The organism is Pseudomonas sp. CBZ-4, from assembly GCF_000346755.1.
In the GTDB taxonomy this organism is placed as follows: domain Bacteria; phylum Pseudomonadota; class Gammaproteobacteria; order Pseudomonadales; family Pseudomonadaceae; genus Aquipseudomonas.
Window position 1 is genome coordinate 21,185 of record NZ_ANNV01000150.1, and the last position, 25,144, is coordinate 46,328.

Here is a 25,144-nt window from a genome sequence, read left to right on the forward strand (position 1 = left end):
CGACAGCGAAAGCCAGGACTGACGCCGTACCAGACCGTGTGGAAAGCGCAGCTTTGAGCGCTTTCCACACTGCCTGAACAGACCTGGATACCCCCATGACCGACACCCCAGACACCGCCGTGCTCGACGCTGCCTTGCAGATGGTCGACGTATGGAACCGCCTCAGCGCGGACAAACAAGCCCTTCTGCTCCAGCGCTTCGGCACCCAGGAAAACGCCCTGGCCGCCCTGGTCACCACTCAACTGCTCGCCCCCGCCCAGCCCTGATGTCTTTTTGATCTGACGTTTTTGCGATTTACCGCCCTGCACGCGCCCAACCACCGGTATCATTAGCAGCCTATCTTTACCTGCTGCGACTGTGGACCTCTCCCATGCCAGATACCCAGCGCCCCATGGCGGTCACGCTGCAAGTTGTTTCCATCGTGTTGTTCACCTTTATCGGCTACCTGAATATCGGCATTCCCCTCGCCGTATTGCCGGGCTATGTCCACAGCACGCTGGGCTACGGCGCCGTGATTGCCGGGTTGGTGATCAGCGTGCAATACCTGGCCACCCTGCTCAGCCGCCCGTACGCCGGCAAGATCATCGACAACCTGGGCAGCAAGCGCGCCGTGGTGATCGGCTTGGCGGGCTGCGGCTTGAGCGGCGTGTTCATGCTGTTGGCGGCGTGGTTTGCCAGCTTGCCGGCCGTCAGCCTCGGTAGCCTGTTGATTGGCCGCCTGGTCTTGGGCAGCGCGGAGAGCCTGGTCGGCTCGGGCGCCATCGGCTGGGGCATCGGCCGTGTCGGCGCGGCCAATACGGCCAAGGTCATTTCCTGGAACGGCATCGCCAGCTACGGCGCCCTCGCCGTCGGCGCGCCGCTGGGGGTGCTGCTGGTCAGCCATCTCGGGCTGTGGAGCATGGGCGTCAGCATCATCCTGCTGGCGATCATCGGCCTGCTACTGGCCTGGAAGAAGGAGCCCGCGCCCATCGTCGCTGGCGTGCGCCTGCCCTTCATGAATGTGCTGGGCCGCGTGTTGCCCCACGGTTGTGCGTTGGCGCTGGGCTCCATCGGCTTCGGCACCATCGCCACCTTTATCACCCTGTATTACACCACCCAGCACTGGGACAACGCCGTGTGGGCCCTGAGCCTGTTCGGCGCCAGTTTTATCGGCGCACGCCTGCTGTTTGGCAACCTGATCAACCGGATCGGCGGCTTTCGCGTGGCGATTGCCTGCCTGTCCGTGGAAATCCTCGGCCTGCTGCTGTTGTGGCTGGGGCCGGACGCCAACCTGGCCCTGGCCGGCGCGGCCTTGAGCGGGTTTGGCTTTTCCCTGGTGTTTCCGGCGCTGGGCGTCGAGGCGGTCAACCTGGTGCCGGCGTCCAGCCGTGGCTCGGCGGTGGGGGCTTACTCGCTGTTCATCGACTTGTCGTTGGGGATCACCGGCCCGTTGGCCGGGGCGGTGGCGGCAGGGTTCGGCTTTGCGTCGATCTTCCTGTTCGCCGCCCTCGCCGCCCTCGGTGGTTTGCTGCTGAGCGTCTACCTGTACCGGCAAGCGCCCAAGGCCCGTGAGGCGCGCGGTGACTAGAAGTCGACCTTGCCGCGCCCGGCCTTGATGCTGCCGCGTTTGGTCTTGGATTCCAGCCGGCGTTTTTTCGAGCCCAGGGTGGGCTTGGTCGGACGGCGCTTCTTCTCGACCTTGGTGGCACTGAGGATCAGCTCCACCAGGCGCTCCAGCGCATCCGCGCGATTCTGCTCCTGGGTCCGATATTGCTGGGCCTTGAGCACCAGCACACCCTCGCTGGTGATGCGACTGTCGCGCAGCGCCAGCAGCCGCTCCTTGTAGAACTCAGGCAGCGACGACGCCGGAATATCAAACCGCAGGTGCACCGCGCTCGACACCTTGTTGACGTTCTGCCCACCGGCGCCCTGGGCGCGAATCGCGGTCAGCTCGATCTCGGCATCCGGCAGCTGCACATTGTTGGAAATCACCAGCATCAATCAAAAACCCTAGGCAACGGACAAGCCCAACTCGGACAACAACATCGACGCCTGGGCTTTGGAAATCACGGCGCCTTTGAACAGTTTGGCATCATTGAGGCGAAACCCGCTCAAATCCGCGCCCCGCAGGTCGGCACCGGCAAAATTGGCGCCGTTGATACGGGCGTGGGCGAGGCTGCAGTCAATCAATTCAGCCTTGCGAAAGTCTGCATCCGACAAATCGCTGTCGGAGAAATCCAGGTTATTCAGCACCGTGCGCGCAAACGACAACCCAGACAGGAACGCACTGTTGAGCCGGGTCTTGCTGAAACTCAGGCCCAGCGACGCGCAATGGGTGAAGTTGGCACCGGTCAGCTTGCAGTGCTCGAAACTCGCCTGGGGCAGCTTGCTGCGCTGCCAGCGGGTGTTGTTCAGGTCGCAACTGTGGAACTGCGCTTCCAGCAGGTTGGCCGCTTCGAAGATCGCGAGGCTGGCGCGGCAGCTTTTCCACTGGGTGCCTTCCAGGCGGGCGCCGAGGAAAGAGGTCTGGACAAGGATGCAGCGTTCGAAGATCCAGTGATCGAGCACCATGCGCGACAGGTCGGCACCGCTCAGGTCCACGCCGATCAGGCGCAAAGGGCCGTTGTGCTGGTCGATCAGGTCTTCCAGGTCAGCACGTTGCAGGGTGCCGCCGTCGATGTCGGTGTGGTGCATGGGGCCTCCGAGCCTGTAGCCAATTAAAACGAGGCGCGAGTCTACCCCGTCAACGCCAACAAAAAACCCGGCAAGCGCCGGGTTTTCCGTTTACGGGAAGGTTCCTACTCCAGAACTGTCCCCGTTGTGCTCAGGGCTGCCTGCGCCTTGCGCTTGTTCTTGACCCAGTAACACACCGCCATAAACGCCACCCACACCGGGATCGCGTACACCGACACCTGGATCCCCGGGATCATCAGCATGACCACCAGGATAAACGCCACGAACGCCAGGCAGAGGTAGTTGCCGTACGGGTACCACAGAGCCTTGAACAGCGGCACCTGGCCTGTGCGGTTCATGTGCTGGCGGAACTTGAAGTGGGAAAAGCTGATCATCGCCCAGTTGATCACCAACGTGGCCACTACCAGGGACATCAGCAGTTCCAGCGCGTGTTGCGGGATCAGGTAGTTCATCAGCACCGCCACCAGGGTGACTGCCGCCGAGGCGAGGATCGAGCGCACCGGCACGCCACGTTTGTCGATCTTCGCCAGTGCCTTGGGCGCATCGCCCTGCTCGGCCATGCCCAGCAGCATGCGGCTGTTGCAGTAGGTGCCGCTGTTGTACACCGACAGCGCCGCCGTCAGTACCACGAAGTTGAGGATGTGCGCCGCGGTGTTGCTGCCCAGCATCGAGAACACCTGTACAAACGGGCTGCCGCTGTAGGCATCGCCGGAGGCATTGAGGGTGGTCAGCAGCGCGTCCCACGGGGTCAGCGACAGCAGCACCACCAGGGCACCGATGTAGAAGATCAGGATGCGGTAGATCACCTGATTGATCGCTTTCGGGATCACCGTGCGTGGCTGGTCAGCCTCGGCCGCGGTGAAACCGAGCATTTCCAGGCCGCCGAAGGAGAACATGATGATCGCCATGGCCATCACCAGACCGCCCACGCCGTGGGGGAAGAAGCCACCGTGTTCCCACAGGTTGCTCACCGAGGCTTGCGGGCCGCCGCTGCCGCTGACCAGCAAATAGCTGCCCAGGGCGATCATGCCGACAATGGCCACCACCTTGATGATGGCAAACCAGAACTCGGCTTCACCGAAGACTTTGACGTTGGCCAGGTTGATCAGGTTGATCAGCACGAAGAACGCCGCCGCCGAGACCCAGGTCGGGATCTCCGGCCACCAGTAGTGCACGTATTTGCCGACAGCCGTCAGCTCCGACATGCCCACGAGAATGTACAGGATCCAGCAGTTCCAACCCGACAGGAAGCCGGCGAAACCGCCCCAGTACTTGTGGGCAAAGTGGCTGAAGGAGCCGGCAACCGGCTCTTCGACGATCATCTCGCCGAGTTGGCGCATGATCATGAAGGCGATAAAGCCGCAGATGGCATAGCCCAGGATCATCGACGGACCGGCGGATTTGAGCACCCCGGCCGAACCGAGGAACAGGCCGGTGCCGATGGCGCCACCGAGGGCGATCAGCTGGATATGACGATTTTTCAGGCCGCGTTTCAGCTCGCCTGAAGAGGAATGGGGTCCACTCATGAAAAGGGTCTCACGCAAGGTTTGATGATGTTGAATGCAGGTCGCTCGCTCGAATCTCGACTCAAGCAGCGCCGCTCAAACCCCAGCGCAGGCACCAGGAATACAGCGTGTTTATATCGGTCATGCGTCACCTGTTTGTTTTTATCTGTGACGAAATCGAACCCGTCCGGCTCGTGGCCAGGCGGAGTGATCAGGGTAGGCAAACCCTGGGTCTTGGCCTTTTGCGTGGGTACGCAAGGGGGGTCACAGTAAAACGCGGCGGATTGTACACGCAGACAAGCTTCAGGCCGAGCCCTGTCGTCACGGACCAAAACTGTAAGCTAATCCTTACAGCACCACCCGCCCTAATAAAAACAGGGCAAAGCCGTAAATTATTCGTTACAGAGCGGAACACAGACGTTACAGACACTGGAGATCAACTGTGGGAGCGGGCTTGCCCGCGATGGCGCTCGTTCAGTTAAAGCAGCTTTGGCTGATCCACCGCCATCGCAGGCGAGCCCGCTCCCACAGGTTTGATTGCATTTCAAATTCAAGGCAAAAAAAAACGCCAACCCGAAGGTTGGCGTTGTTTCTTGCAGCTTGCCGCTAAAAACTAGCCGCTGCCTTCAAGGCTTCTTGCGACCAAAACCAGGACGCTGACCCGAACCGGCCGGCGCGCCACGGCGCTTGCCCGACGGCTCGTCCGCGACCAGTTTCGGGCCAGGGCGCTTGTTCGCCGCTGGCTTGGCTGGACGCTTGGTGCTGGCGTTGTCGGCCGGGCGTTCGGCTTCGCCACGGTTGCTGCGACCACCGGCCGGGGCCGGACGCGGCGTGCGTGGAGCACGTTCGCCTTCCTGGCGCGATGGCGCGGTTGGACGACGCTCGCCTTCGATGTGCGGCTGGCGGGAAATACGCCCGCCCGTGGCCGGCGCATCCAGCGCCGGGCGCACGGTCCGCGCAACGCGCTCGGCACGCGCAACAGGACGCGACGATTTACGCTGCATACGCTCAAGCTTGTCTTTGCTCTTGGCGTTCATCTGCGGCATGGCCACCGGCGTCAGGCCCACTTCGGCACTGAGGATGTCGACTTCGTACTGGCTCATTTCGCGCCAGCGGCCCATCGGCAGGTCGGAGTTCAGGAACACCGGGCCGAAACGCACGCGCTTCAGGCGGCTGACCACCAGGCCCTGGGATTCCCACAGGCGACGCACTTCACGGTTGCGGCCTTCCATCACCACGCAGTGGTACCAGTGGTTGAAGCCTTCGCCGCCTGGCGCCTGCTTGATGTCGGTGAACTTGGCCGGGCCGTCTTCCAGCACCACGCCGGCTTTCAAGCGCTCGATCATCTCGTCATCGACTTCGCCACGGACACGCACGGCGTATTCGCGGTCCATCTCGTAGGACGGGTGCATCAGGCGGTTGGCCAGTTCACCGTCGGTGGTGAACATCAGCAAGCCGGTGGTGTTGATGTCGAGGCGACCGATGTTGATCCAGCGGCCTTCTTTGGGCTTAGGCATCTTGTCGAACACGGTCGGACGGCCTTCCGGGTCGTCACGGGTGCAGATTTCGCCATCGGGCTTGTTGTACATGATCACGCGGCGCACCGATTCGGCGGCCTCTTCACGCTTGATGACCTTGCCATCGATGGTGATTGCATCGTGCAGGTCGACACGCTGGCCGAGGGTGGCCTCGACGCCGTTGACCTTGATGCGCTTCTGGGTGATCCAGGCTTCGACGTCGCGGCGCGAGCCCACGCCGATACGCGCCAGCACCTTTTGCAGTTTTTCACCTGCTGGGCCGATTTCCTGGCTGTCGTTCTGGTCTTTGTCGTTCATCTTAAGCACCTCCCGGTGGGTCGATTCAGGCGTGGCCTGAAGAGTGTTGAAAGCAGGGTCTTGGCCGAAGAGGTCGGCGAAGGGTCGCGAATCATACGCGTATGGCGCGCATTGCGCATCAGAGACTAGTTGATAAGCCTCAAGTCGTTCACTTTTCCGCCGACCGGTGCCGCCCTCCATCCTTGTGGGAGCTGGCTTTTGTGGGAGCTGGCTTGCCTGCGATACAGGCGCCTCGGGGTTTCAGGGAGACCTGGGTGATGCTATCGCAGGCAAGCCAGCTCCCACAGGGGTTCAGCAGTGTTTGCCGGATTGGGTCAGTCTTCGAACTCGCGTCGTTCAGCTTCGATGGCTTCAGCCAGTGCACGGGCTTCGGCTTCTTCGTCGCTCAGGGCCGGCTGTTCGAGGGCGGCGACGGCGGCCAGGAGTTTTTCGCGGGCTTCGGCCACACCGAGAATATCTTCTTCGGGTTCAGGCTCTGGCTCGGGCTCGGGCTCAACGTTTTCAGGGGCCTCAGGCTCGACGGCACCATCACGCAGCAAGTCATCAAAGTCAGTCTTGATGCCCTGCTCCATGTCATCCAATTCCAGCAACAAGGTGTGGAAACTGGTTTCGTCCTTCGGCTCTTCCGGCTCGGCGCTGGCATCCGCCAGCTCTTGCAGGCTGGCGGGCACCGGCGCGTCGTCGAAGTCCAGCACCGGGTCTGGTTCCATCTCGCGCAACTCGGCCAGCGGCGGCAAGTCGTCGAGGTTTTTCAGGTTGAAGTGGTCAAGAAACACCTTGGTGGTGGCAAACATCGCCGGCTTACCGGGCACGTCACGGTAACCAACGATGCGAATCCACTCGCGCTCCAGCAGTGTCTTGACGATATGACTGTTGACCGCCACACCCCGCACGTCCTCGATCTCGCCCCGGGTGATCGGCTGGCGATAGGCGATCAGCGCCATGGTCTCCAGCATCGCCCGCGAATAACGCTGCGGGCGCTCTTCCCACAAGCGGCCGACCCATGGGGAAAACTTCTCACGGATCTGCAGGCGATAGCCCGACGCCACTTCCCGCAGCTCAAAGGCGCGGCCGTCGCAGGATTTGCGCAGGATCTCCAGCGCCTTCTTGAACACCGGCGGCTCGGGGCGTTCGGCTTCTTCAAAGAGTTCGAACAGGCGTTCCAGGGATTGCGGCTTGCCCGAGGCCAGTAGAAACGCCTCCAGCAACGGGGCCAGTTCGCGGGGTTCAGTCAGATTCATCGATTCAGCTCTTTATTCGGCTCGCGCCCGCACGTGGATAGCCGCAAAAGGCTCATTCTGGACCAGCTCGACCAAGGATTCCTTGACCAGTTCAAGCACCGCCATAAAGGTCACCACTACCCCCAGGCGCCCTTCTTCTTTGGTGAACAGCTCGACAAACGGCACGAAACCACCGCCCTTGAGGCGTTCCAGCACATCGCTCATGCGCTCGCGGGTCGACAGCGCCTCGCGGCTGACCTGGTGGCTCTCAAACATATCGCCACGGCGCAGCACCTCGGCCATGGACATCAGCAGTTCTTCCAGGCTCACATCCGGCAACAACTTGCGCGCGCGGGCCTCGGGGGCATCCAGCTTGGGCACCACCACATCGCGGCCGACGCGGCTCAAGCCATCGATACCTTCGGCAGCCGCCTTGAAGCGCTCGTACTCTTGCAGGCGGCGGATCAGCTCGGCGCGCGGGTCGTCTTCCTCGGCTTCCACCGTCTCCGAACGCGGCAGCAGCATGCGCGACTTGATCTCGGCGAGCATGGCGGCCATCACCAGGTACTCGGCGGCCAGTTCCAGGCGCACCGACTGCATCAATTCCACATAGCCCATGTACTGGCGGGTGATTTCCGCCACCGGGATGTCGAGGATGTTGATGTTCTGCTTGCGGATCAGGTACAGCAGCAAGTCCAGCGGGCCTTCGAAGGCTTCGAGGAAGACTTCCAGCGCATCCGGCGGAATGTACAGGTCCAGCGGCATTTCCAGCACGGCCTGGCCATACACCATGGCAAACGGCAGTTCCTGCTGGGCGCCGGCCTGGCTATCGACGGTTTCCACGGCGGACATTCAGGCCTCGACCATGAACGGCGCCGGATCGCCGCAACCGACGCGGATCACTTCCGGCTCGCCATCGGCCAGGTTGATCACGGTGGAGGCCTTGTTGCCGCCGAAACCACCGTCGATGATCAGGTCGACCTGTTTTTCCAGGAGCTGGCGCATTTCGTACGGATCTTCCAGCGGCTCGCTGTCACCGGGCATGATCAGCGACACGCTCATCAGCGGTTCGCCCAGCTCCGCCAGCAACGCCAGGGCGATGGGATGCTCGGGCACCCGCAGGCCGATGGTGCGTTTCTTCGGGTGCAGCAACAGGCGCGGCACTTCGCGGGTGGCGTTGAGAATAAAGGTGTAGGGCCCCGGCGTGTGCGCCTTGAGCAGGCGGAAGGTGCCGGTGTCGACCTTGGCGAACAGGCCCAACTGGGACAGGTCGCTGCAGATCAGCGCGAAGTTGTGCTTGTCGTCCAATTGACGCAGGCGTCGTACACGCTCGACCGCGCCCTTGTCGCCGATCTGGCAACCGATGGCGTAGGACGAATCCGTTGGATAGATCACCACGCCACCGGCGCGAATGATCTCCACGGCCTGTTTGATCAGGCGCGCCTGGGGGTTCTCCGGGTGAATCTGGAAGAATTGACTCACGTGTTCTACCTGTTCAGACGGTGGCAGTAATGGGGTCATGCTTGAATCGCCCCGACAAGAGCGGCAGGTCTTCAGGTACCTGGCGATACTCGCCGATTTCGGACCACCCACCTGGGCCATGAAAATCACTGCCGGCGCTGACCAGCAGACCAAATTCGCGGGCAAGAATAGCCAGGCTGCCGACCTGTTCAGCGGGTTGATGCCCATTGACCACTTCGATCGCGTGGCCGCCCGCTCCAATATAGTCGCTGATCAGCTTGCGACGCTTGCTGCGGGTGAAATCGTAATGCCACGGGTGCGCCAGGCTGACCCAGGCCCCGGCGGCGCGCAAGGTGGCGACGGTGTCTTCGAGGGTCGGCCAGTGTTGCTTGACGTCACCCAGCTTGCCGGCGCCCAGCCATTTGCGGAAGGCCTCGGCGCGGTCCTTGACGAACCCCTCGCGCACCATCCAGTCGGCGAAGTGCGGGCGGGCCGGGGCGTTGCCGCTGTCACCGAGTTCCTGCTGGATCGCCCGGGCGCCGTCGAGGGCGTTGGGCATGCCCTTGAGGCTGAGTTTGCGGCTGATTTCTTCGGAGCGCAGCCAGCGGCCATCGTGCAAAGCGGCGATGGCGGCCACCAGCGGCGCGGCCGTCTGGTCGAAACCGTAGCCGAGCACATGAATGGTGGCGCCGCCCCAGGTGCAGGACAATTCCACGCCGTTGACCAGTTGCATGCCCAGGGCCTGCGCGGCTTCGCGAGCTTCGTCGAGGCCTTCGAGGGTGTCGTGGTCGGTCAACGACAGGACTCGCACGCCTTTTTCAAACGCACGCGCAACCAGTACCGCGGGCGCCAGGGCGCCGTCGGAGGCCGTGCTGTGGCAGTGCAAATCAACATTCACGGGGATGTGTAACCTCAAGTCAGCTGGCGCTTTCGCTACCTAGGATGTTTGTTATTATGCCGCCACATCCAGCTTCTGGCTCTTACTGTGAAACAATTCATCGACTTCATCCCGCTGTTGCTGTTTTTCATCGTTACCAAAATCGACCCCCGGGTCATCGATATCGCCGGCCACCCGGTGTCCTTCGGAGGCATCTACAGCGCCACCGCCGTCCTGATCATCAGTTCCATCGCCGTCTACGGCGCCATCTTCATCTCCCAGCGCAAGCTGGAAAAAAGCCAATGGCTGACCCTGGTCGCCTGCCTGGTCTTCGGCGGCCTGACCCTGGCCTTCCACAGCGAAACCTTCCTCAAATGGAAAGCGCCGGTGGTCAACTGGCTGTTCGCCCTGGTCTTTATCGGCAGCCACTTCATCGGTGACCGCCTGCTGATCAAGCGGATCATGGGCCATGCGCTGACCCTGCCGGAGCCGGTGTGGACACGCTTGAACGTCGCCTGGATCGTGTTTTTCCTGTTCTGCGGCGCCGCCAACCTGTTCGTGGCCTTTACGTTCCAGGACTACTGGGTCGACTTCAAAGTGTTCGGCAGCCTGGGCATGACCGTATTGTTCCTGGTCGGCCAGGGCATCTACCTGTCGCGCCACCTGCATGACACCGCTCCTACCACGCCAAAAACCGAGGACTGACATGCTCTACGCCATCATTGCCACCGACGTCGCCAACTCGCTGGAAAAACGCCTGAGCGTGCGCCCCGCCCATGTCGAGCGCCTCAAGCAGCTGCAAGCCGAAGGCCGCCTCGTCCTGGCCGGCCCGCACCCGGCCGTAGACAGCAATGACCCGGCCGACGCCGGTTTCACCGGTAGCCTGATCGTCGCCGAGTTTGCGTCCCTGGCTGACGCCCAGGCCTGGGCCAAGGCCGATCCGTATATCGCCGCCGGCGTTTATGCCGACGTGGTGATCAAGCCGTTCAAGCAAGTCCTGCCTTGACCCGAGCTTGTGCCGAACCGATTGCGTTCGGCACACAGCTTATTGCTCATTATTCTCGGTAACCTGCCGACAACGTCCTGAATATTCGTGTGGAATCAGGAGTTCCGATGCGCTTACGTCAGTTGTGTCTGTTGGCAGTGGTAATGATCGGGGCTACGGCCCACGCTGAAGAAACCCCGAATACCGGCAATTCGACGCCGCTGTCGTTGAGTGCCGGCAGCCAGATCAGCGAGTTGCAGCAACGCTTGAAAGACAGCGAGCGGCAACGTGAAGAACTGAGCAAGCAACTGCAGAATGCGGATGCCACCCGCGAAAGCGCGCAACTAAGTCGCCTTCGCCAAGAGAACCAACGCCTGTCCCAGCAACTCAAAGAGACACAGGGCGGTGCCTTGACCCGTTGGCTGACCGAGCAACAACAGTGGTTTGTCACCGGTGGGGCCGTCGCACTGATCGCCTTGCTGTGCGGGATCTTCGCCAGCGGTGGGCACCGTCGCCGTCGACAATGGCTAAATTGAGTGAGTCATGAGCGAGCTGTTACTGATAGATGATGACCAGGAGCTCTGTGAGCTGCTGACCAGTTGGTTGAGCCAGGAAGGCTTCCAGGTGCGCGCCTGCCATGACGGCTTGAGTGCGCGTAAAGCCTTGGCCGACACGGCGCCTGCCGCCGTGGTGCTGGATGTGATGCTGCCCGATGGCAGCGGCCTGGAGCTGCTCAAGCAATTGCGCAGCGACCACCCGGACTTGCCCGTGCTCATGCTGTCGGCCCGGGGCGAACCGCTGGACCGCATCCTCGGCCTGGAACTCGGCGCCGACGACTACCTGGCCAAGCCTTGTGACCCTCGCGAACTGACCGCGCGCCTGCGCGCGGTACTGCGCCGCAGCCACCCCGCGGCTGTCTCGACGCAGATGGAACTGGGCGACCTGTGCTTCAGCCCGGTGCGCGGCGTGGTCAGCATCGACGAGCAGGAATTCACCCTCACCGTCTCCGAAAGCCGCCTGCTGGAAGCCTTGCTGCGCCAGCCCGGCGAGCCACTGGACAAACAGGAACTGGCGCAGATCGCCCTGGGTCGCAAGCTGACGCTTTACGATCGCAGCCTGGACATGCACGTCAGCAACCTGCGCAAAAAGATCGGCCCGCACCCGGATGGCCGGCCACGGATCGTGGCGTTGCGTAGCCGTGGTTACTACTACAGCCTCTAGGCACTGCACAGCTCTCCTGGGAATACTGGTTTCCTGTGGGAGCTGGCTTGTCGGATCGCCGCACCGCTGCGATAGCATCACCTGGATTTAACTGACAGACCGAGTTGCCTGTATCGCAGGCAAGCCAGCTCCCACACTCGACCTCATCCGCCTCAACAGTTTTGTCAGCTCCCGCCAACCCCCTCTTTACCCAAGCTTTACGCTCCCCTGACTGCCGCTGACCTTCATCTCCGTAATCTACTCACATCCGGACTCACCGGAATAGAGACAGGAGAATCACCATGCGCAAGACCCTTATCGCTTTGATGTTCGCCGCTGCCCTGCCCACCGTTGCCATGGCCGCAATGCCCGACGGCCGCGGCCCGATGGGCGGCCCGGAAGGCCACATGATGGGCGGCCCGGGCCACGGCGGTGAACACGGTCCGCGTGGCAAAGGCGGCCCCTTCAGCCAGCTGGACTTGAGCAAAGAGCAGCGCGAGCAAATCGGCAAGCTGATGGGCGACCAATGGCACGCTCGCAAAGACCTGACCAAAAAGTACCTGGACAAGCTCCCGGCCGCTGAGCAGAAAGCCATGCAGGACGAGATCGCCGCCGGCAAGCAGAAAACCCAGGCGGATATCCGCGCCGTGCTGAAACCCGATCAACAGAAGAAATTCGACGAGATCGTCAAGAAACAAGCCGAGCGCCGTGCCGAGTGGAAGGAATTCCAGGCCTGGAAAGCGCAACAGCCGCAAAAAGCGCAATAATGCCCACGCGTTGACGCTTCCAGCCCAGTGGCCACCGCCACTGGGCTTTTCCTGTTTGAGGGTTTCCTGTGCGCTCATTGTTCTGGCGGATCCTGGCCAGTTTCTGGCTGGCCATCGCTCTGGTTGCCGGGTTGTCGATCCTGCTCGGGCACATGCTCAACCAGGACGGCTGGATTCTCAGCCGCCACCCCGGCCTCGCCAACCTGCCCGAAGAATGGGCGCAACTCTACGAATCCCAGGGCGAAGACGCCGCCCAGGAGTTGCTGCAACAGCGCAAGCGCCAGTACCACATCGACGTGCAGGTGCTCAACGAAAGCGGCGAACCGGTGGTGCGTGGCACGTTCCCGCGGCGCTCGGCCGCATTCGAAGCCCGGCAAAATGACAGCAAAGACGGCCATCTGCCGTGGCGCCGCCTGACCGCCGAGTACACCAGCGAAAAAACCGGCGACACCTACCTGCTGATCTACCGCATCCCCCACCCGGAACTGGACGCCTGGCACCGCAGCAGCCTGTTGTGGCCATTGAGCGCGCTGGCGATTGCCCTGGTGGTGCTGACGTTGTTCAGCTTGCTGGTGACGCTGTCCATCACCCGCCCCTTGAGCCGTTTGCGCGGCGCGGTGCATGACCTCGGCCAGGCCACCTACCAGCAAAACAGCCTGGCACGCCTGGCCAACCGCCGCGATGAGTTCGGCGTGCTCGCCACCGACTTCAACCGCATGGGCGCGCGCCTGCAAAGCCTGATCGGCAGCCAGCGCCAATTGCTGCGCGACGTCTCCCACGAACTGCGCTCGCCCCTGGCCCGCCTGCGCATCGCCCTGGCCCTGGCCGAACGCGCCAGCCCCGAAGAACGGGAAAAACTCTGGCCGCGCCTGACCCGCGAATGCGACCGCCTCGAAGCCTTGATCAGTGAAATCCTCGTCCTGGCCCGCGTCGATGCCGACAACGCCAGCGCCGAGGACGTCGATCTCGACCCGTTGCTCAAGGCCCTGCAAAAAGACGCCCTGCTCAGCGCCCCCGAGCAAAAGGTGCAACTGAGCGGCGACAGCGACCTGCACCTCAAGGGCTGGCCGACCATGATCGAACGCGCCGTGGACAACCTGCTGCGCAATGCCCAGCGCTTCAACCCAGCGCAACAGCCCATCGAATTGCATGCCCAGCGCCAGGGCGAGCGCATCCTGATCAGCGTGCGCGACCACGGCCCCGGCGTCGACGCCGAGCACCTGAGCCAACTGGGCGAACCGTTTTACCGCGCCCCCGGCCAGACCGCCCAAGGCCACGGCCTGGGCCTGGCGATCGCGCGCCGCGCGGCCGAGCGTCACGGTGGCAGCCTGATCCTGGCCAATCACCCGGGCGGCGGGTTTATCGCCAGCATCGAGCTACCGCTGGAGCCTGGGGTTGTCACACCCACAGGATGATCCTCTATAGTGGCCCTTCTCTTACGGAGGGCCTTTGATGACTGACCTGCTGACTCCCATCCAAGCCGCACTCGCGCTACCCCACACCCCGCTGGCCGTTACCGAGGCCGGCGCCCTGCCCTCGGCCTTTGCCGTCACCGAACTGGCCAGCGCCAGCCTCGGCGCTGCGGGCCAGGCGGTGGCGCAGTTGATCCAGCAACAGACCGGGCGTTTGCCCGGTGTCAGCGTGGACCGGCGCCTCGCCTCCTTCTGGTTCTCGTCCTCGATCCGCCCGCTGGGCTGGCAAGTACCGCCGCTGTGGGACCCGGTGGCCGGCGATTACGCCAGCGCCGATGGCTGGATTCGCCTGCACACCAACGCACCTCATCACCGTGCGGCCGCCGAACGTATCCTCGGCAAGGTCGCCGACCGCGACGAAATGGCCAGCAAGGTTGCCCAATGGAACGCCGCCGAACTGGAGCAGGCAATTGTCGATGAAGGCGGCTGTGCCGCGCAGATGCGCACATGGCAGGCGTGGCAAGCCCACCCACAAGGGTTGGCGGTAAATGCCGAAGCCTTGGTGCAACGCCAGACGTTCACAGCCACCACCGACACACCCTGGCCCGGCTCGGTCGCACGGCCACTGGCGGGCATCAAAGTGCTCGACCTGACCCGCGTCCTGGCCGGCCCGGTGGCCAGTCGCTTCCTCGCCGGCCTTGGCGCCGACGTGCTGCGCATCGATTCGCCGACCTGGGACGAAGCCGGCGTGGTGCCGGAAATGACCCTGGGCAAACGCTGCGCGCGCCTCGACCTGAAAAGCCCCGAGGGCCGGCAGGTATTCGAAGCACTCCTCAAGGACACTGACATTCTGTTCCACGGCTACCGCGCCGACGCCCTGGAACACCTGGGCTACACCGCCACTGAATTACAGCAGATCGCCCCGGGCCTGATCGACGTGAGCCTCAATGCCTACGGCTGGAGCGGCCCGTGGCGCAATCGCCGCGGGTTCGACAGCCTGGTGCAGATGAGCAGCGGGATTGCCGATGCGGGGATGGCCTGGAAACAGGCGGATAAACCGGTGCCGCTGCCGTTGCAGGCGCTGGATCACGCCACCGGGTACTTGATGGCGGCCAGTGCGATCCAGGCCTTGAGCGAGCGCTTGAACACCGGATGCGGCGGTTCGGCGCGCTTGTCGCTGGCGCGCACGGCGGCGTTGCTGGTAGAGGCTGGGCAAGTGCCGGCGCAAGCGGCGTTGCGGGCGGAGCAGGCAAGTGATCAAGGTTTGCTGGTGGAGCAGACGGCCTGGGGGCCGGCCCATCGGTTGCTGGCGCCGGTGACGATCAGCGGCACGCCGTTGCAGTGGGATTTGCCGGCTGGGGAATTGGGGTCACACCGGGCTCAGTGGTGACCTGAAAATCGCTATCGCAGGCAAGCCAGCTCCCACATTTGAACGTGTTCACAAATCAAAAATGTGGGAACTGGCTTGCCTGCGATGGGGCCCTTACAGTCACTATCACCCCCCCCCGACTCAACGACGCCCAATCGTAGGGCGGCGCAAAGGCCAGTCTCACAACGTCAACACCCCGCTATACAGCCCATACGCCGCCAACCCGGCACCAGCAATCACACAGCTGAAAATGCCCTTTTCCATGTGGGTAAACAACGGCTGGCCCTGCTCACGCTTGGCCAAGGCAAACAGGATCACACCCGGCGCATACAGCAGCGCCGACAACAGCAAGTATTTCAAACCACCGGCATACAACAGCCACACCGCATAGCCCAGGGCAATCAGGGCCACCAGCAAGTCCTTCATGCGCTGGCCATGGGCACCCTCATAGGTCTCGCCACGTCCGCTCAACAGCACCGCATAGGCCGCCGACCACAGGTACGGCACCAGGATCATCGACGAGGCCAGGTAGATCAGGGTGGTGTAGGTGCTGTGGGAAAACAGCGTGATCACCAGGAAGATCTGGATCATCACATTGGTCAGCCACAGCGCATTGACCGGCACCTGATTGGCGTTTTCCTTTTTCAGAAACGCCGGCATGGTCTTGTCATGGGCGGTGGCGTAGAGGATTTCGGCGCAGAGCAACGCCCATGACAGCAACGCGCCGAGCAGCGACACGGCCAGGCCGAGGCTGATCGCCATGGCGCCCCACGGCCCGACGATATGTTCCAGCACGCCCGCCAGGGACGGGTTTTGCAGTTGTGCCAGCTCAGGCTGGCTCATGATGCCCAGGGACAACACATTTACCAGCACCAGCAACGCCAGCACGCCGAGAAAGCCGATCACCGTGGCGCGGCCCACATCCGAGCGTTTCTCGGCCCGCGCGGAATACACGCTGGCGCCTTCGATGCCGATAAACACAAACACGGTGACCAGCATCATGTTGCGCACCTGGTCCACCACGTCGCCCAGCTGCGGGTTGCCCAGGCCCCAGATATCACGGGTAAAAATATCCGCCTCGAACGCCACGGCGGCGATCACGATAAACATCAGCAACGGCACGATCTTCGCCACGGTGGTGATCAGGTTGATAAACGCCGCTTCCTTGATCCCGCGCATCACCAGGAAATGCACCGCCCACAGCAACAGCGACGCACAGCCGATGGCCACCGGCGTGTTGCCCTGGCCAAACACCGGGAAGAAGTAGCCCAGGGTGCTGAACAGCAACACGAAGTAACCGACGTTACCCATCCACGCGCTGATCCAGTACCCCCAGGCAGACGAGAAACCCATGTAGTCGCCAAACCCCGCCTTGGCGTAGGCATACACCCCGGAATCCAGCTCGGGCTTGCGGTTGGCCAGGGTCTGGAACACAAACGCCAGGGTCAGCATGCCCACGGCGGTGATCCCCCAGCCGATCAACACGGCGCCCACTTCGGCACGGGCGGCCATGTTTTGTGGCAGGGAAAAAATCCCCCCGCCAATCATCGATCCCACCACCAGGGCGATCAGGGCGCCAAGTCGAAGTTTCTGGGCCGGTTGGGACATGGCGACTCCTGGATTAACAAGTGTTTGAGCTGACAACTGTGCACTCAACTAATTAACTCAGCGAGGGTAGCGTTTATTAGAGAAGGCGATAAAACAGACATGTTCATAACCGAAAAGCATGTCGCGCCGTGAAGTTTAGGCTTATTTAGATTTTAAATACTGCACAAAACTTAACGCTTATAGCGCTTTTGTGAAACTTCGTTCAAAAAGTTTGCACTTCCGGGAAAAGGGGCTAGCTTCAAACGTCCATGCCCCTGACTAAATGATTAACAACAACGGCGAAACCGCTCTGGAAAGCGCCTTCCCGCGTCTTTGTATTGCCCAAGGGATTCCATCCTAAGTCATTAATTCACAATGGAATGTGCCAATGAAGTGATCTGAGTCAGCTGTTTGAATAGCGCACAGAATTATTCTGTGGTCTCTCTTCTCCTGCATTGGAGTCACGCAATGTCTGACACTCCCGGAAAACTTAGGCTAGGTGCACTGGTTGCACTTGTCGTCGGCTCGATGATTGGTGGCGGGATCTTCTCTCTGCCACAAAACATGGCCGCCAGCGCCGATGTCGGCGCGGTGTTGATTGGTTGGGTGATTACCGCCATCGGCATGTTGACCCTCGCTTTTGTGTTCCAGACCCTCGCCAACCGCAAGCCCGACCTCGACGGCGGTGTGTACGCCTACGCCAAGGCCGGTTTCGGCGATTACATGGGCTTTTCGTCCGCCTGGGGTTACTGGATCAGCGCCTGGCTGGGCAACGTCGGTTACTTCGTCTTGCTGTTCAGCACCTTGGGTTACTTCTTCCCGATCTTCGGCGAGGGCAACACGCCAGCGGCCGTGATCGGTGCCTCGGCGCTGCTGTGGGCCGTGCATTTTCTGGTACTGCGCGGGATCAAGGAAGCGGCCTTCATCAACCTGGTGACCACCGTCGCCAAGGTCGTGCCGCTGGTGCTGTTCGTGTTGATCGCGCTGTTCGCGTTCAAGCTGGAAATCTTCACCGCGGACATCTGGGGCGTGAAGAACCCCGACCTGGGCAGCGTGATGAACCAGGTGCGCAACATGATGCTGGTCACCGTGTGGGTGTTTATCGGTATCGAGGGCGCGAGCATCTTCTCGTCCCGTGCGGAAAAACGCTCCGACGTCGGCAAGGCCACCGTGATCGGCTTTATCACCGTGCTGCTGTTCCTGATGCTGGTGAACGTGCTGTCCCTGGGGATCATGACCCAACCGGAACTGGCCAAGCTGCAGAACCCGTCGATGGCCGCTGTGCTGGAGCACGTGGTGGGTCACTGGGGCGCGGTGCTGATCAGCGTCGGGTTGATCATCTCGCTGCTGGGGGCGCTGCTGTCGTGGGTGCTGCTGTGTGCGGAGATCATGTTCGCCGCCGCCAAGGACCACACCATGCCGGAGTTCCTGCGCAAGGAAAACGCCAACCACGTGCCGGTCAACGCCCTGTGGCTGACCAACGCGATGGTGCAGCTGTTCCTGATCATCACGCTGTTCTCCGCCAGCACCTACCTGTCGCTGATCTACCTCGCCACTTCGATGATCCTGGTGCCCTACCTGTGGTCGGCGGCCTACGCCCTGCTGCTGGCGGTGCGCGGCGAGACCTACGAAAACGCCCTCAAGGAGCGCAAGAAAGACCTGTTCATCGGCGCCATCGCCCTGATCTATGCGATCTGGCTGCTCTACGCCGGTGGCACCAAATACCTGCTGCTTTCCGCCCTGCTCTACGCCCCCGGCGCGATCCTGTTCGCCAAGGCCAAGCGTGAACTGGGCAAACCGATTTTCACCAATGTCGAGAAGTTGATCTTCGCCGCAGTGGTCATTGGCGCCCTGGTGGCGGCCTATGGGCTCTACGACGGCTTCCTGACCCTGTAACACCTGAATCTTTTTGTTCACTGGAGGATCTGTAATGACCACGGAAAAAGTGAAGTACGGCGTACATTCCGAAGCCGGCAAACTGCGCAAAGTCATGGTGTGCTCCCCAGGCTTGGCCCACCAGCGGCTGACCCCCAACAACTGCGATGAACTGCTGTTCGATGACGTGCTGTGGGTGGCCCAGGCCAAGCGTGACCACTTCGACTTCGTGACCAAGATGCGCGAGCGGGATATTGATGTGCTGGAAATGCACAACCTGCTCACCGACATCGTCGCCATCCCTGAAGCGCTGGACTGGATCCTGGAGCGCAAGATCACCGCCAATACCGTCGGCCTGGGCCTGGTCAATGAAGTCGGCTCGTGGCTGCGCAGCCTGGAGCCGCGCAAGACCGCCGAGTTCCTCATCGGTGGCGTATCCGCTGATGACCTGCCAAGCCAATTCGGCGGCAAGACCATCGAGATGTTCCGCGACTTCCTCGGCCACGCCAGCTTCATCCTGCCGCCGCTGCCCAACACCCAGTTCACCCGTGACACCACCTGCTGGATCTACGGCGGCGTGACGCTGAACCCGATGTACTGGCCGGCGCGACGTCAGGAAACCCTGCTGACCACCGCCATCTACAAATTCCACCCCGAGTTCACCAACGCTGATTTCGAAATCTGGTACGGCAACCCCGATGAAGAACACGGCGCTTCCACCCTGGAAGGCGGTGACGTGATGCCAATCGGCAACGGCGTGGTGTTGATCGGCATGGGCGAGCGCTCGTCCCACCAGGCCATCGGCCAACTGGCGCGCAACCTGTTCAAGAACAAGGCCGTGGAAAAGGTCATCGTCGCCGGCCTGCCAAAATCCCGCGCCGCGATGCACCTGGACACCGTGTTCAGCTTCTGCGACCGCGACCTCGTGACCATCTTCCCCGAAGTGGTCAACCAGATCGTCGCCTTCACCCTGCGCCCTGACGAAAGCAAACCCCACGGCATCGACATCACTCGTGAGAAATCCAACTTCCTCGACACCGTCGCCGCCGCCCTCGGCCTCAAGGCCCTGCGCGTGGTGGAAACCGGCGGCAACGCCTTCGCCGCCGAACGCGAGCAGTGGGACGACGGCAACAACGTGGTGGCCGTGGAGCCTGGCGTGGTCATCGGCTACGACCGCAACACCTACACCAACACCCTGCTGCGCAAGGCCGGTGTGGAAGTGATCACCATCAGCGCCGGTGAACTGGGCCGGGGCCGTGGCGGCGGCCACTGCATGACCTGCCCGATCATCCGCGACCCTATCGACTACTAGACGACCATCCACCCGGCGGCGCATATCCCGCGCCGACCGGGCCGATTACCGAATCCAAGGAGAATCATCATGGCGTTCAACATCCACAACCGCAGCCTGCTCAGCCTGGAACACCACACCCCGCGCGAGCTGCGCTACCTGCTGGACCTGTCCCGCGACCTCAAGCGCGCCAAGTACACCGGCACCGAACAGCAGCACCTCAAAGGCAACAACATTGCGCTGATCTTCGAAAAAACCTCGACCCGCACCCGATGTGCCTTCGAAGTGGCCGCCTATGACCAGGGCGCCAACGTCACCTACATCGACCCGGGTTCGTCGCAGATCGGCCACAAGGAAAGCATGAAAGACACCGCCCGCGTGCTCGGGCGCATGTACGACGCCATTGAGTACCGTGGCTTCAAGCAGGAAATCGTCGAAGAACTGGCCAAGTTCGCCGGCGTGCCGGTGTTCAACGGCCTGACCGATGAATACCACCCGACCCAGATGATCGCCGACGTGCTGACCATGCGTGAACACGCCGACAAGCCGATCCACGAGATCAGCTACGCCTACCTGGGCGATGCGCGCAACAACATGGGCAATTCGCTGCTGCTGGTGGGTTCCAAGCTGGGCATGGACGTGCGCATCTGCGCGCCAAAAGCCCTGTGGCCTCACGATGACCTGGTGAGCCGCTGCAAGAAATACGCGGAAGAAAGTGGTGCACGCATCACCCTCACCGAAGACCCGAAGGCCGCGGTGAAAGGCGTGGACTTCATCCACACCGACGTCTGGGTATCGATGGGTGAACCGGTGGAAGCCTGGGCCGAACGTATCGAGCAACTGCTGCCGTACCAGGTGAACGCCGAACTGATGAAAGCCACCGGCAACCCACGCACCAAGTTCATGCACTGCCTGCCGGCGTTCCACAACAGCGATACCAAGATCGGCAAGCAGATTGCCGAACAGTATCCGCACCTGGCCAATGGCATTGAAGTGACGGACGACGTGTTCGAATCGCCGGCGTGTATTGCCTTCGAGCAGGCGGAAAACCGCATGCACACCATCAAGGCGATTTTGGTCTCCACCCTGGCTGACCTGTAATCCACAGCTCCCACTGACTCAACACGGTCAATGTGGGAGCTGGCTTGCCTGCGATGCAGGCAACTCGGTCGTTCAGGTAGACCGAGGTGATGCCATCGCGGGCAAGCCCGGCTCCCACATTGACCGCGTTCCTTCATCAGAATTTATGGAAGGACAATTGCTATGCGTATCGTCGTTGCACTGGGCGGGAACGCCCTGCTCCGCCGTGGTGAACCCATGACTGCGGACAACCAACGCGCCAATATCCGAATTGCCACCGAACAGATCGCCAAGATCCACCCCGGCAACGAACTCGTCATCGCCCACGGCAATGGCCCGCAAGTCGGCCTGCTGTCGTTGCAGGCGGCGGCCTACACCCAGGTGTCGCCGTACCCGCTGGACGTGCTCGGCGCCGAGACCGAAGGCATGATCGGCTACATCATCGAACAGGAACTGGGCAACCTGCTGGACTTCGAAGTGCCCTTCGCCACCCTGCTCACCCAGGTCGAAGTGGACGCCAACGACCCCGCTTTCAAAAACCCGACCAAGCCCATCGGCCCCGTGTACTCCAAGGCCGAAGCGGAACAACTCGCCGCCGAAAAAGGCTGGGCGATTGCCCCGGACGGCGACAAATATCGCCGTGTGGTGGCCAGCCCGCGGCCAAAACGCATCTTTGAAATCCGCCCGATCAAGTGGCTGCTGGAAAAAAGCAGCATCGTGATCTGCGCCGGCGGTGGCGGCATCCCGACCCTGTACGGCGAAGACGGCAAGCTCAAGGGCATCGAAGCGGTGATCGACAAGGACCTGTGTTCGTCGCTGCTGGCGTCGCAACTGGAAGCCGACTTGCTGGTGATCGCCACCGACGTCAACGCCGCCTTTATCGACTACGGCAAGCCGACCCAGAAAGCCATCGGCCAGGCCCACCCCGACGACATCGAAAAACTCGGCTTCGCCGCCGGCTCCATGGGGCCCAAGGTGCAAGCGGCCTGCGAGTTCGCCCGCAAGACTGGCAAAACCGCCGTCATCGGTTCACTCTCGGACATCGAAGCGATCGTCCAGGGCAGCGCCGGTACACGCATCAGCACGGCAAAACCTGGCATCACCTACCTGTGAAGTTGAGGAGAAACGCCTATGGCCATCTTTGAACCGGGTCACCTGCACGTTGAACGTCATGCGCTCAATGCCAATGACTACAGCTACAACCTGTGCATCGACTACGAAGTCAGCCAGGACCCCAAGGAAGGCAAGGGCATGCTCTTCAAGCTGCATGGCTCGGTGCAGGGCAAGGACCTCAAGGAGGAGTTTTTCCTGCCCAAGGACCAGGCGTTCGACTTTGCCCGGCATGCGATGAACATCGCGCAGAAGTACGGGATGCCGAAGGTCGCGGTGCTCAACGGCTCGATGCACAAGCAGTACGACCTGATGTTCGAGGATGTGCGGCATCAGTTGGATGTGAAGCCCGGTGATCCGGTCAAGCCTGAACACCTGGAATGACCCTTCTCTCATAGGCAAAACAGGACAAATGTGGGAGCTGGCTTGTGTGGGAGCTGGCTTGCCTGCGATAGCGGAGTGTCAGGCGACATCAATATCACTGCTCCACCGCCATCGCAGGCAAGCCAGCTCCCACATTTTTTGATCTCCATCGCCCGTCAGGCATACTGGCCGCCTCTCGCTCGCCAGAATCCAGATTCGCCCCATGCGTATCCACGTCAGCTTCATCGACCGCGTCGGCATCACCCAGGAAGTCCTGGCCCTGCTCGGTGGGCGCAATCTCAACCTGGATGCGGTGGAGATGGTGCCGCCCAACGTCTACATCGACGCGCCGACCCTCAGCGCCGAGGTGCTCGAAGAACTGCGCGACGCCCTCTTCAGCGTGCACGGCGTACAGGCCGTCACCGTGGTGGACATCCTCCCCGGCCAGCGCCGCCACCTGCAACTCGACGCCCTGCTGGCCGCCATGACCGACCCGGTGCTGGCCCTGGACAGCGCGGGCAAGATCCTGCTGGCCAACCCGGCCTTGATCGCGCTGTACGGGCGCGAGCCGGCCGGCGAAAGCATCGGCGAGCTGTTCAACGACCCGGCGCTGCTGGCGACCTTGCTGGAGCATGGCTTTCGCTTGCCGCTGCGCGAGATCAGCGTCAACGGCCAGACCCTGCTGCTGGACGCCACGCCGATCACCGACGCCGGCGCCCTGCTGACCCTCTACCAACCCAACCGCATCGGCGAACAACTGTCGGCGCTGCACCACGACCATGCCGAAGGCTTTGATGCGCTGCTTGGCGAATCGCCGGTGATCCGTACCCTCAAGGCGCGGGCGCAGCGGGTGGCGGCGCTGGATGCACCGCTGTTGATCCAGGGCGAGACCGGCACCGGCAAAGAGCTGGTGGCGCGGGCCTGTCACGCCAGCAGTGCGCGCCACAGTGCACCGTTCCTGGCATTGAACTGCGCGGCGTTGCCGGAGAACCTCGCCGAGAGCGAGTTGTTCGGCTACGCGCCGGGCGCGTTTACCGGCGCGCAACGTGGCGGCAAGCCGGGGCTGATGGAACTGGCCAACCAGGGCACGGTGTTTCTCGATGAGATCGGCGAGATGTCGCCTTACTTGCAGGCCAAGCTGCTGCGCTTTCTCAATGACGGCAGCTTCCGCCGCGTCGGGGGCGACCGTGAGGTGAAGGTCAACGTGCGCATCCTCAGCGCCACCCACCGCGACCTGGAAAAGATGGTCAGCGAGGGCACTTTTCGCGAAGACCTGTTCTATCGCCTCAACGTGCTCAACGTCGAAGTGCCACCGCTGCGCCAACGCGGCCAGGACATCCTGCTGCTGGCGCGCTACTTCATGCAGCAGGCCTGTGCGCAGATCCAGCGCCCGGTCTGCCGTCTCGCGCCGGGCACCTACCCGGCGCTGCTGGGCAACCGCTGGCCGGGCAACGTGCGCCAGTTGCAGAACGTGATCTTCCGCGCCGCCGCCATCTGCGAAAGCAGCCTGGTGGACATCGGCGACCTCGACATCGCCGGCACCTCGGTGGCGCGCCAGGGCGACAACGAAGTCGACAGCCTGGAACAGGCCGTGGAAGACTTCGAGCGCAGCCTGCTGGAGAAGCTCTACACCAGCTATCCCTCGACTCGGCAGCTAGCCAGCCGCTTGCAAACGTCGCATACCGCCATCGCCCATCGCCTGCGCAAGTACGGCATTCCCAGCAAGCCCTGACAAAAACACAGCTCAACATGTGGAGCAGGCTTTTGTGGGAGCTGACTTGCCTGCGATACCGGCAACTCGGTCTTTCAGTGATACTGCGGTGATGCTATCGCAGGCAAGCCAGCTCCCACAGTGATCGCATTCCAATTTTGGGTCTGAGAACGACATCCAGTGTACCGATAGCGCTACAGCGTAACGATATCGCTACAACCCTGTTTTTTGCGTGCCATGCAAGGCTTTGATCCGCATAGGCTTTTTTTCCTGTGCAGAACTGTAGCGAAATCGCTACACCCTCAATGCATAAGGCTATAACCAATTTTGCTAACTTGTTGATTTATAACAATTTAACAACCTTGGCCGCGATCTTGCTAAGCAACTCCCCATTATTCCGTCCACCAGACGAATCTGGCCCTGAGGAGTTTCCATGAGCGAGTTGCGTTTCACTGAAGATCACGAATGGCTGCGCGCCGAAGCTGACGGCAGCGTCACCGTGGGTATCACCGCTTTCGCACAGAACGCGCTGGGTGATGTGGTTTTCGTGCAACTGCCGGAGTTGCAGGCCTACGACAAGGGCGACGAAGCGTCCACCGTGGAGTCGGTCAAGGCCGCCAGCGGCGTGTACATGCCGCTTGAGGGCGAAGTACTGGAAGTGAACGACAAGTTGAGCGACAGCCCGGAACTGGTCAACGAAGACCCGATGGGCGAAGGCTGGTTCTTCCGCTTTAAACCGGCCGATGCCGGCGCGGTAGCTAAACTGTTGGATCAGGACGCGTACGACCGCCTGATCAAAGCCAACGCCGAAGCTTGAGGAGCG

Annotated in this window: 25 protein-coding genes; 16 read left to right on the forward strand and 9 right to left on the reverse strand. The window is 62.0% G+C overall.

The features are described 5' to 3' along the window. Positions 1–95 precede the first annotated feature (95 nt). Both B348_RS1000000131795 and B348_RS0120770 read left to right on the forward strand, forming a co-directional pair. The gene (locus tag B348_RS1000000131795) at positions 96–266 is read left to right on the forward strand and encodes a hypothetical protein (RefSeq protein ID WP_017737976.1); all 171 of its coding nucleotides are present in this window, start codon (positions 96–98) and stop codon (positions 264–266) included. Positions 267–370: 104 nt separating this feature from the next. Beyond that, complete coding sequence (locus B348_RS0120770) at positions 371–1,567, forward strand: MFS transporter (RefSeq protein ID WP_017737977.1); 1,197 nt, start codon at positions 371–373, stop codon at positions 1,565–1,567. Here B348_RS0120770 and arfB read toward each other — a convergent pair. From arfB to B348_RS0120810, 8 genes are all read right to left on the reverse strand, one after another. Further along, the gene (gene arfB, locus B348_RS0120775) at positions 1,564–1,977 is read right to left on the reverse strand and encodes an alternative ribosome rescue aminoacyl-tRNA hydrolase ArfB (RefSeq protein WP_017737978.1); all 414 of its coding nucleotides are present in this window, start codon (positions 1,975–1,977) and stop codon (positions 1,564–1,566) included. The genes B348_RS0120770 and arfB overlap by 4 nt on opposite strands. Positions 1,978–1,989: 12 nt before the next feature. Continuing rightward, positions 1,990–2,673, reverse strand: coding sequence for a pentapeptide repeat-containing protein (locus B348_RS0120780; RefSeq protein WP_017737979.1), 684 nt, complete (start codon positions 2,671–2,673; stop codon positions 1,990–1,992). 104 nt (positions 2,674–2,777) lie between these two features. Further along, positions 2,778–4,199, reverse strand: a complete 1,422-nt coding sequence (locus B348_RS0120785; RefSeq protein ID WP_017737980.1) for an amino acid permease — start codon at positions 4,197–4,199, stop codon at positions 2,778–2,780. Positions 4,200–4,804: 605 nt separating this feature from the next. Next, the gene (gene rluB, locus B348_RS0120790) at positions 4,805–6,013 is read right to left on the reverse strand and encodes a 23S rRNA pseudouridine(2605) synthase RluB (protein ID WP_017737981.1); all 1,209 of its coding nucleotides are present in this window, start codon (positions 6,011–6,013) and stop codon (positions 4,805–4,807) included. Positions 6,014–6,327: 314 nt separating this feature from the next. After that, positions 6,328–7,254 (reverse strand): SMC-Scp complex subunit ScpB, encoded by a 927-nt coding sequence (gene scpB, locus B348_RS0120795; RefSeq protein WP_017737982.1) that lies wholly within the window; start codon positions 7,252–7,254, stop codon positions 6,328–6,330. 12 nt (positions 7,255–7,266) lie between these two features. After that, entirely contained in the window at positions 7,267–7,965 is a 699-nt protein-coding gene (locus B348_RS0120800) for a ScpA family protein (RefSeq protein WP_177325347.1), read from the reverse strand. Between the two features lie 120 nt (positions 7,966–8,085). Next, positions 8,086–8,715 carry an L-threonylcarbamoyladenylate synthase gene (locus B348_RS0120805; protein WP_017737984.1) on the reverse strand — a complete coding sequence of 210 codons (630 nt, stop codon included), beginning with the start codon at positions 8,713–8,715 and terminating at the stop codon, positions 8,086–8,088. A gap of 13 nt (positions 8,716–8,728) precedes the next feature. After that, a complete protein-coding gene (locus tag B348_RS0120810; protein ID WP_017737985.1) occupies positions 8,729–9,592 on the reverse strand; it encodes a PHP domain-containing protein in 864 nt (287 codons plus the stop codon). Positions 9,593–9,679: 87 nt separating this feature from the next. Between B348_RS0120810 and B348_RS0120815 the strand changes: the two genes are divergently transcribed. From B348_RS0120815 to B348_RS0120845, 7 genes are all read left to right on the forward strand, one after another. Further along, entirely contained in the window at positions 9,680–10,276 is a 597-nt protein-coding gene (locus tag B348_RS0120815) for a septation protein A (protein WP_017737986.1), read from the forward strand. A gap of 1 nt (position 10,277) precedes the next feature. Beyond that, positions 10,278–10,577 carry a YciI family protein gene (locus B348_RS0120820; RefSeq protein ID WP_017737987.1) on the forward strand — a complete coding sequence of 100 codons (300 nt, stop codon included), beginning with the start codon at positions 10,278–10,280 and terminating at the stop codon, positions 10,575–10,577. A gap of 107 nt (positions 10,578–10,684) precedes the next feature. Continuing rightward, entirely contained in the window at positions 10,685–11,092 is a 408-nt protein-coding gene (locus tag B348_RS0120825) for a translation initiation factor 2 (RefSeq protein ID WP_017737988.1), read from the forward strand. Between the two features lie 7 nt (positions 11,093–11,099). After that, complete coding sequence (locus tag B348_RS0120830; RefSeq protein ID WP_017737989.1) at positions 11,100–11,777, forward strand: response regulator transcription factor; 678 nt, start codon at positions 11,100–11,102, stop codon at positions 11,775–11,777. A gap of 281 nt (positions 11,778–12,058) precedes the next feature. Next, positions 12,059–12,523: a Spy/CpxP family protein refolding chaperone gene (locus B348_RS0120835; RefSeq protein ID WP_017737990.1), complete on the forward strand. Its 465-nt coding sequence runs from the start codon at positions 12,059–12,061 to the stop codon at positions 12,521–12,523. A 68-nt stretch (positions 12,524–12,591) separates the two neighbouring features. Further along, entirely contained in the window at positions 12,592–13,938 is a 1,347-nt protein-coding gene (locus B348_RS0120840) for a HAMP domain-containing sensor histidine kinase (RefSeq protein WP_017737991.1), read from the forward strand. A gap of 37 nt (positions 13,939–13,975) precedes the next feature. Next, positions 13,976–15,325, forward strand: a complete 1,350-nt coding sequence (locus B348_RS0120845) for a CoA transferase (protein WP_017737992.1) — start codon at positions 13,976–13,978, stop codon at positions 15,323–15,325. 159 nt (positions 15,326–15,484) lie between these two features. Here B348_RS0120845 and arcD (B348_RS0120850) read toward each other — a convergent pair whose 3' ends face one another. Continuing rightward, a complete protein-coding gene (gene arcD, locus B348_RS0120850) occupies positions 15,485–16,912 on the reverse strand; it encodes an arginine-ornithine antiporter (RefSeq protein ID WP_017737993.1) in 1,428 nt (475 codons plus the stop codon). A 447-nt stretch (positions 16,913–17,359) separates the two neighbouring features. Between arcD (B348_RS0120850) and arcD (B348_RS0120855) the strand changes: the two genes are divergently transcribed. From arcD (B348_RS0120855) to gcvH, 7 genes are all read left to right on the forward strand, one after another. Continuing rightward, positions 17,360–18,787: an arginine-ornithine antiporter gene (arcD, locus tag B348_RS0120855; protein WP_026136948.1), complete on the forward strand. Its 1,428-nt coding sequence runs from the start codon at positions 17,360–17,362 to the stop codon at positions 18,785–18,787. 34 nt (positions 18,788–18,821) lie between these two features. After that, positions 18,822–20,078, forward strand: a complete 1,257-nt coding sequence (arcA, locus tag B348_RS0120860; RefSeq protein ID WP_017737995.1) for an arginine deiminase — start codon at positions 18,822–18,824, stop codon at positions 20,076–20,078. Positions 20,079–20,147: 69 nt separating this feature from the next. Then, a complete protein-coding gene (locus B348_RS0120865) occupies positions 20,148–21,158 on the forward strand; it encodes an ornithine carbamoyltransferase (protein WP_017737996.1) in 1,011 nt (336 codons plus the stop codon). A gap of 162 nt (positions 21,159–21,320) precedes the next feature. Beyond that, positions 21,321–22,250 (forward strand): carbamate kinase, encoded by a 930-nt coding sequence (arcC, locus tag B348_RS0120870; protein WP_017737997.1) that lies wholly within the window; start codon positions 21,321–21,323, stop codon positions 22,248–22,250. A gap of 18 nt (positions 22,251–22,268) precedes the next feature. Next, the gene (locus B348_RS0120875) at positions 22,269–22,631 is read left to right on the forward strand and encodes a DUF5064 family protein (protein ID WP_017737998.1); all 363 of its coding nucleotides are present in this window, start codon (positions 22,269–22,271) and stop codon (positions 22,629–22,631) included. 202 nt (positions 22,632–22,833) lie between these two features. Then, positions 22,834–24,342 (forward strand): sigma-54-dependent transcriptional regulator, encoded by a 1,509-nt coding sequence (locus tag B348_RS0120880; protein WP_017737999.1) that lies wholly within the window; start codon positions 22,834–22,836, stop codon positions 24,340–24,342. Between the two features lie 412 nt (positions 24,343–24,754). Next, entirely contained in the window at positions 24,755–25,138 is a 384-nt protein-coding gene (gene gcvH / locus B348_RS0120885) for a glycine cleavage system protein GcvH (protein WP_017738000.1), read from the forward strand. The last annotated feature ends 6 nt before the right edge of the window (positions 25,139–25,144 follow it).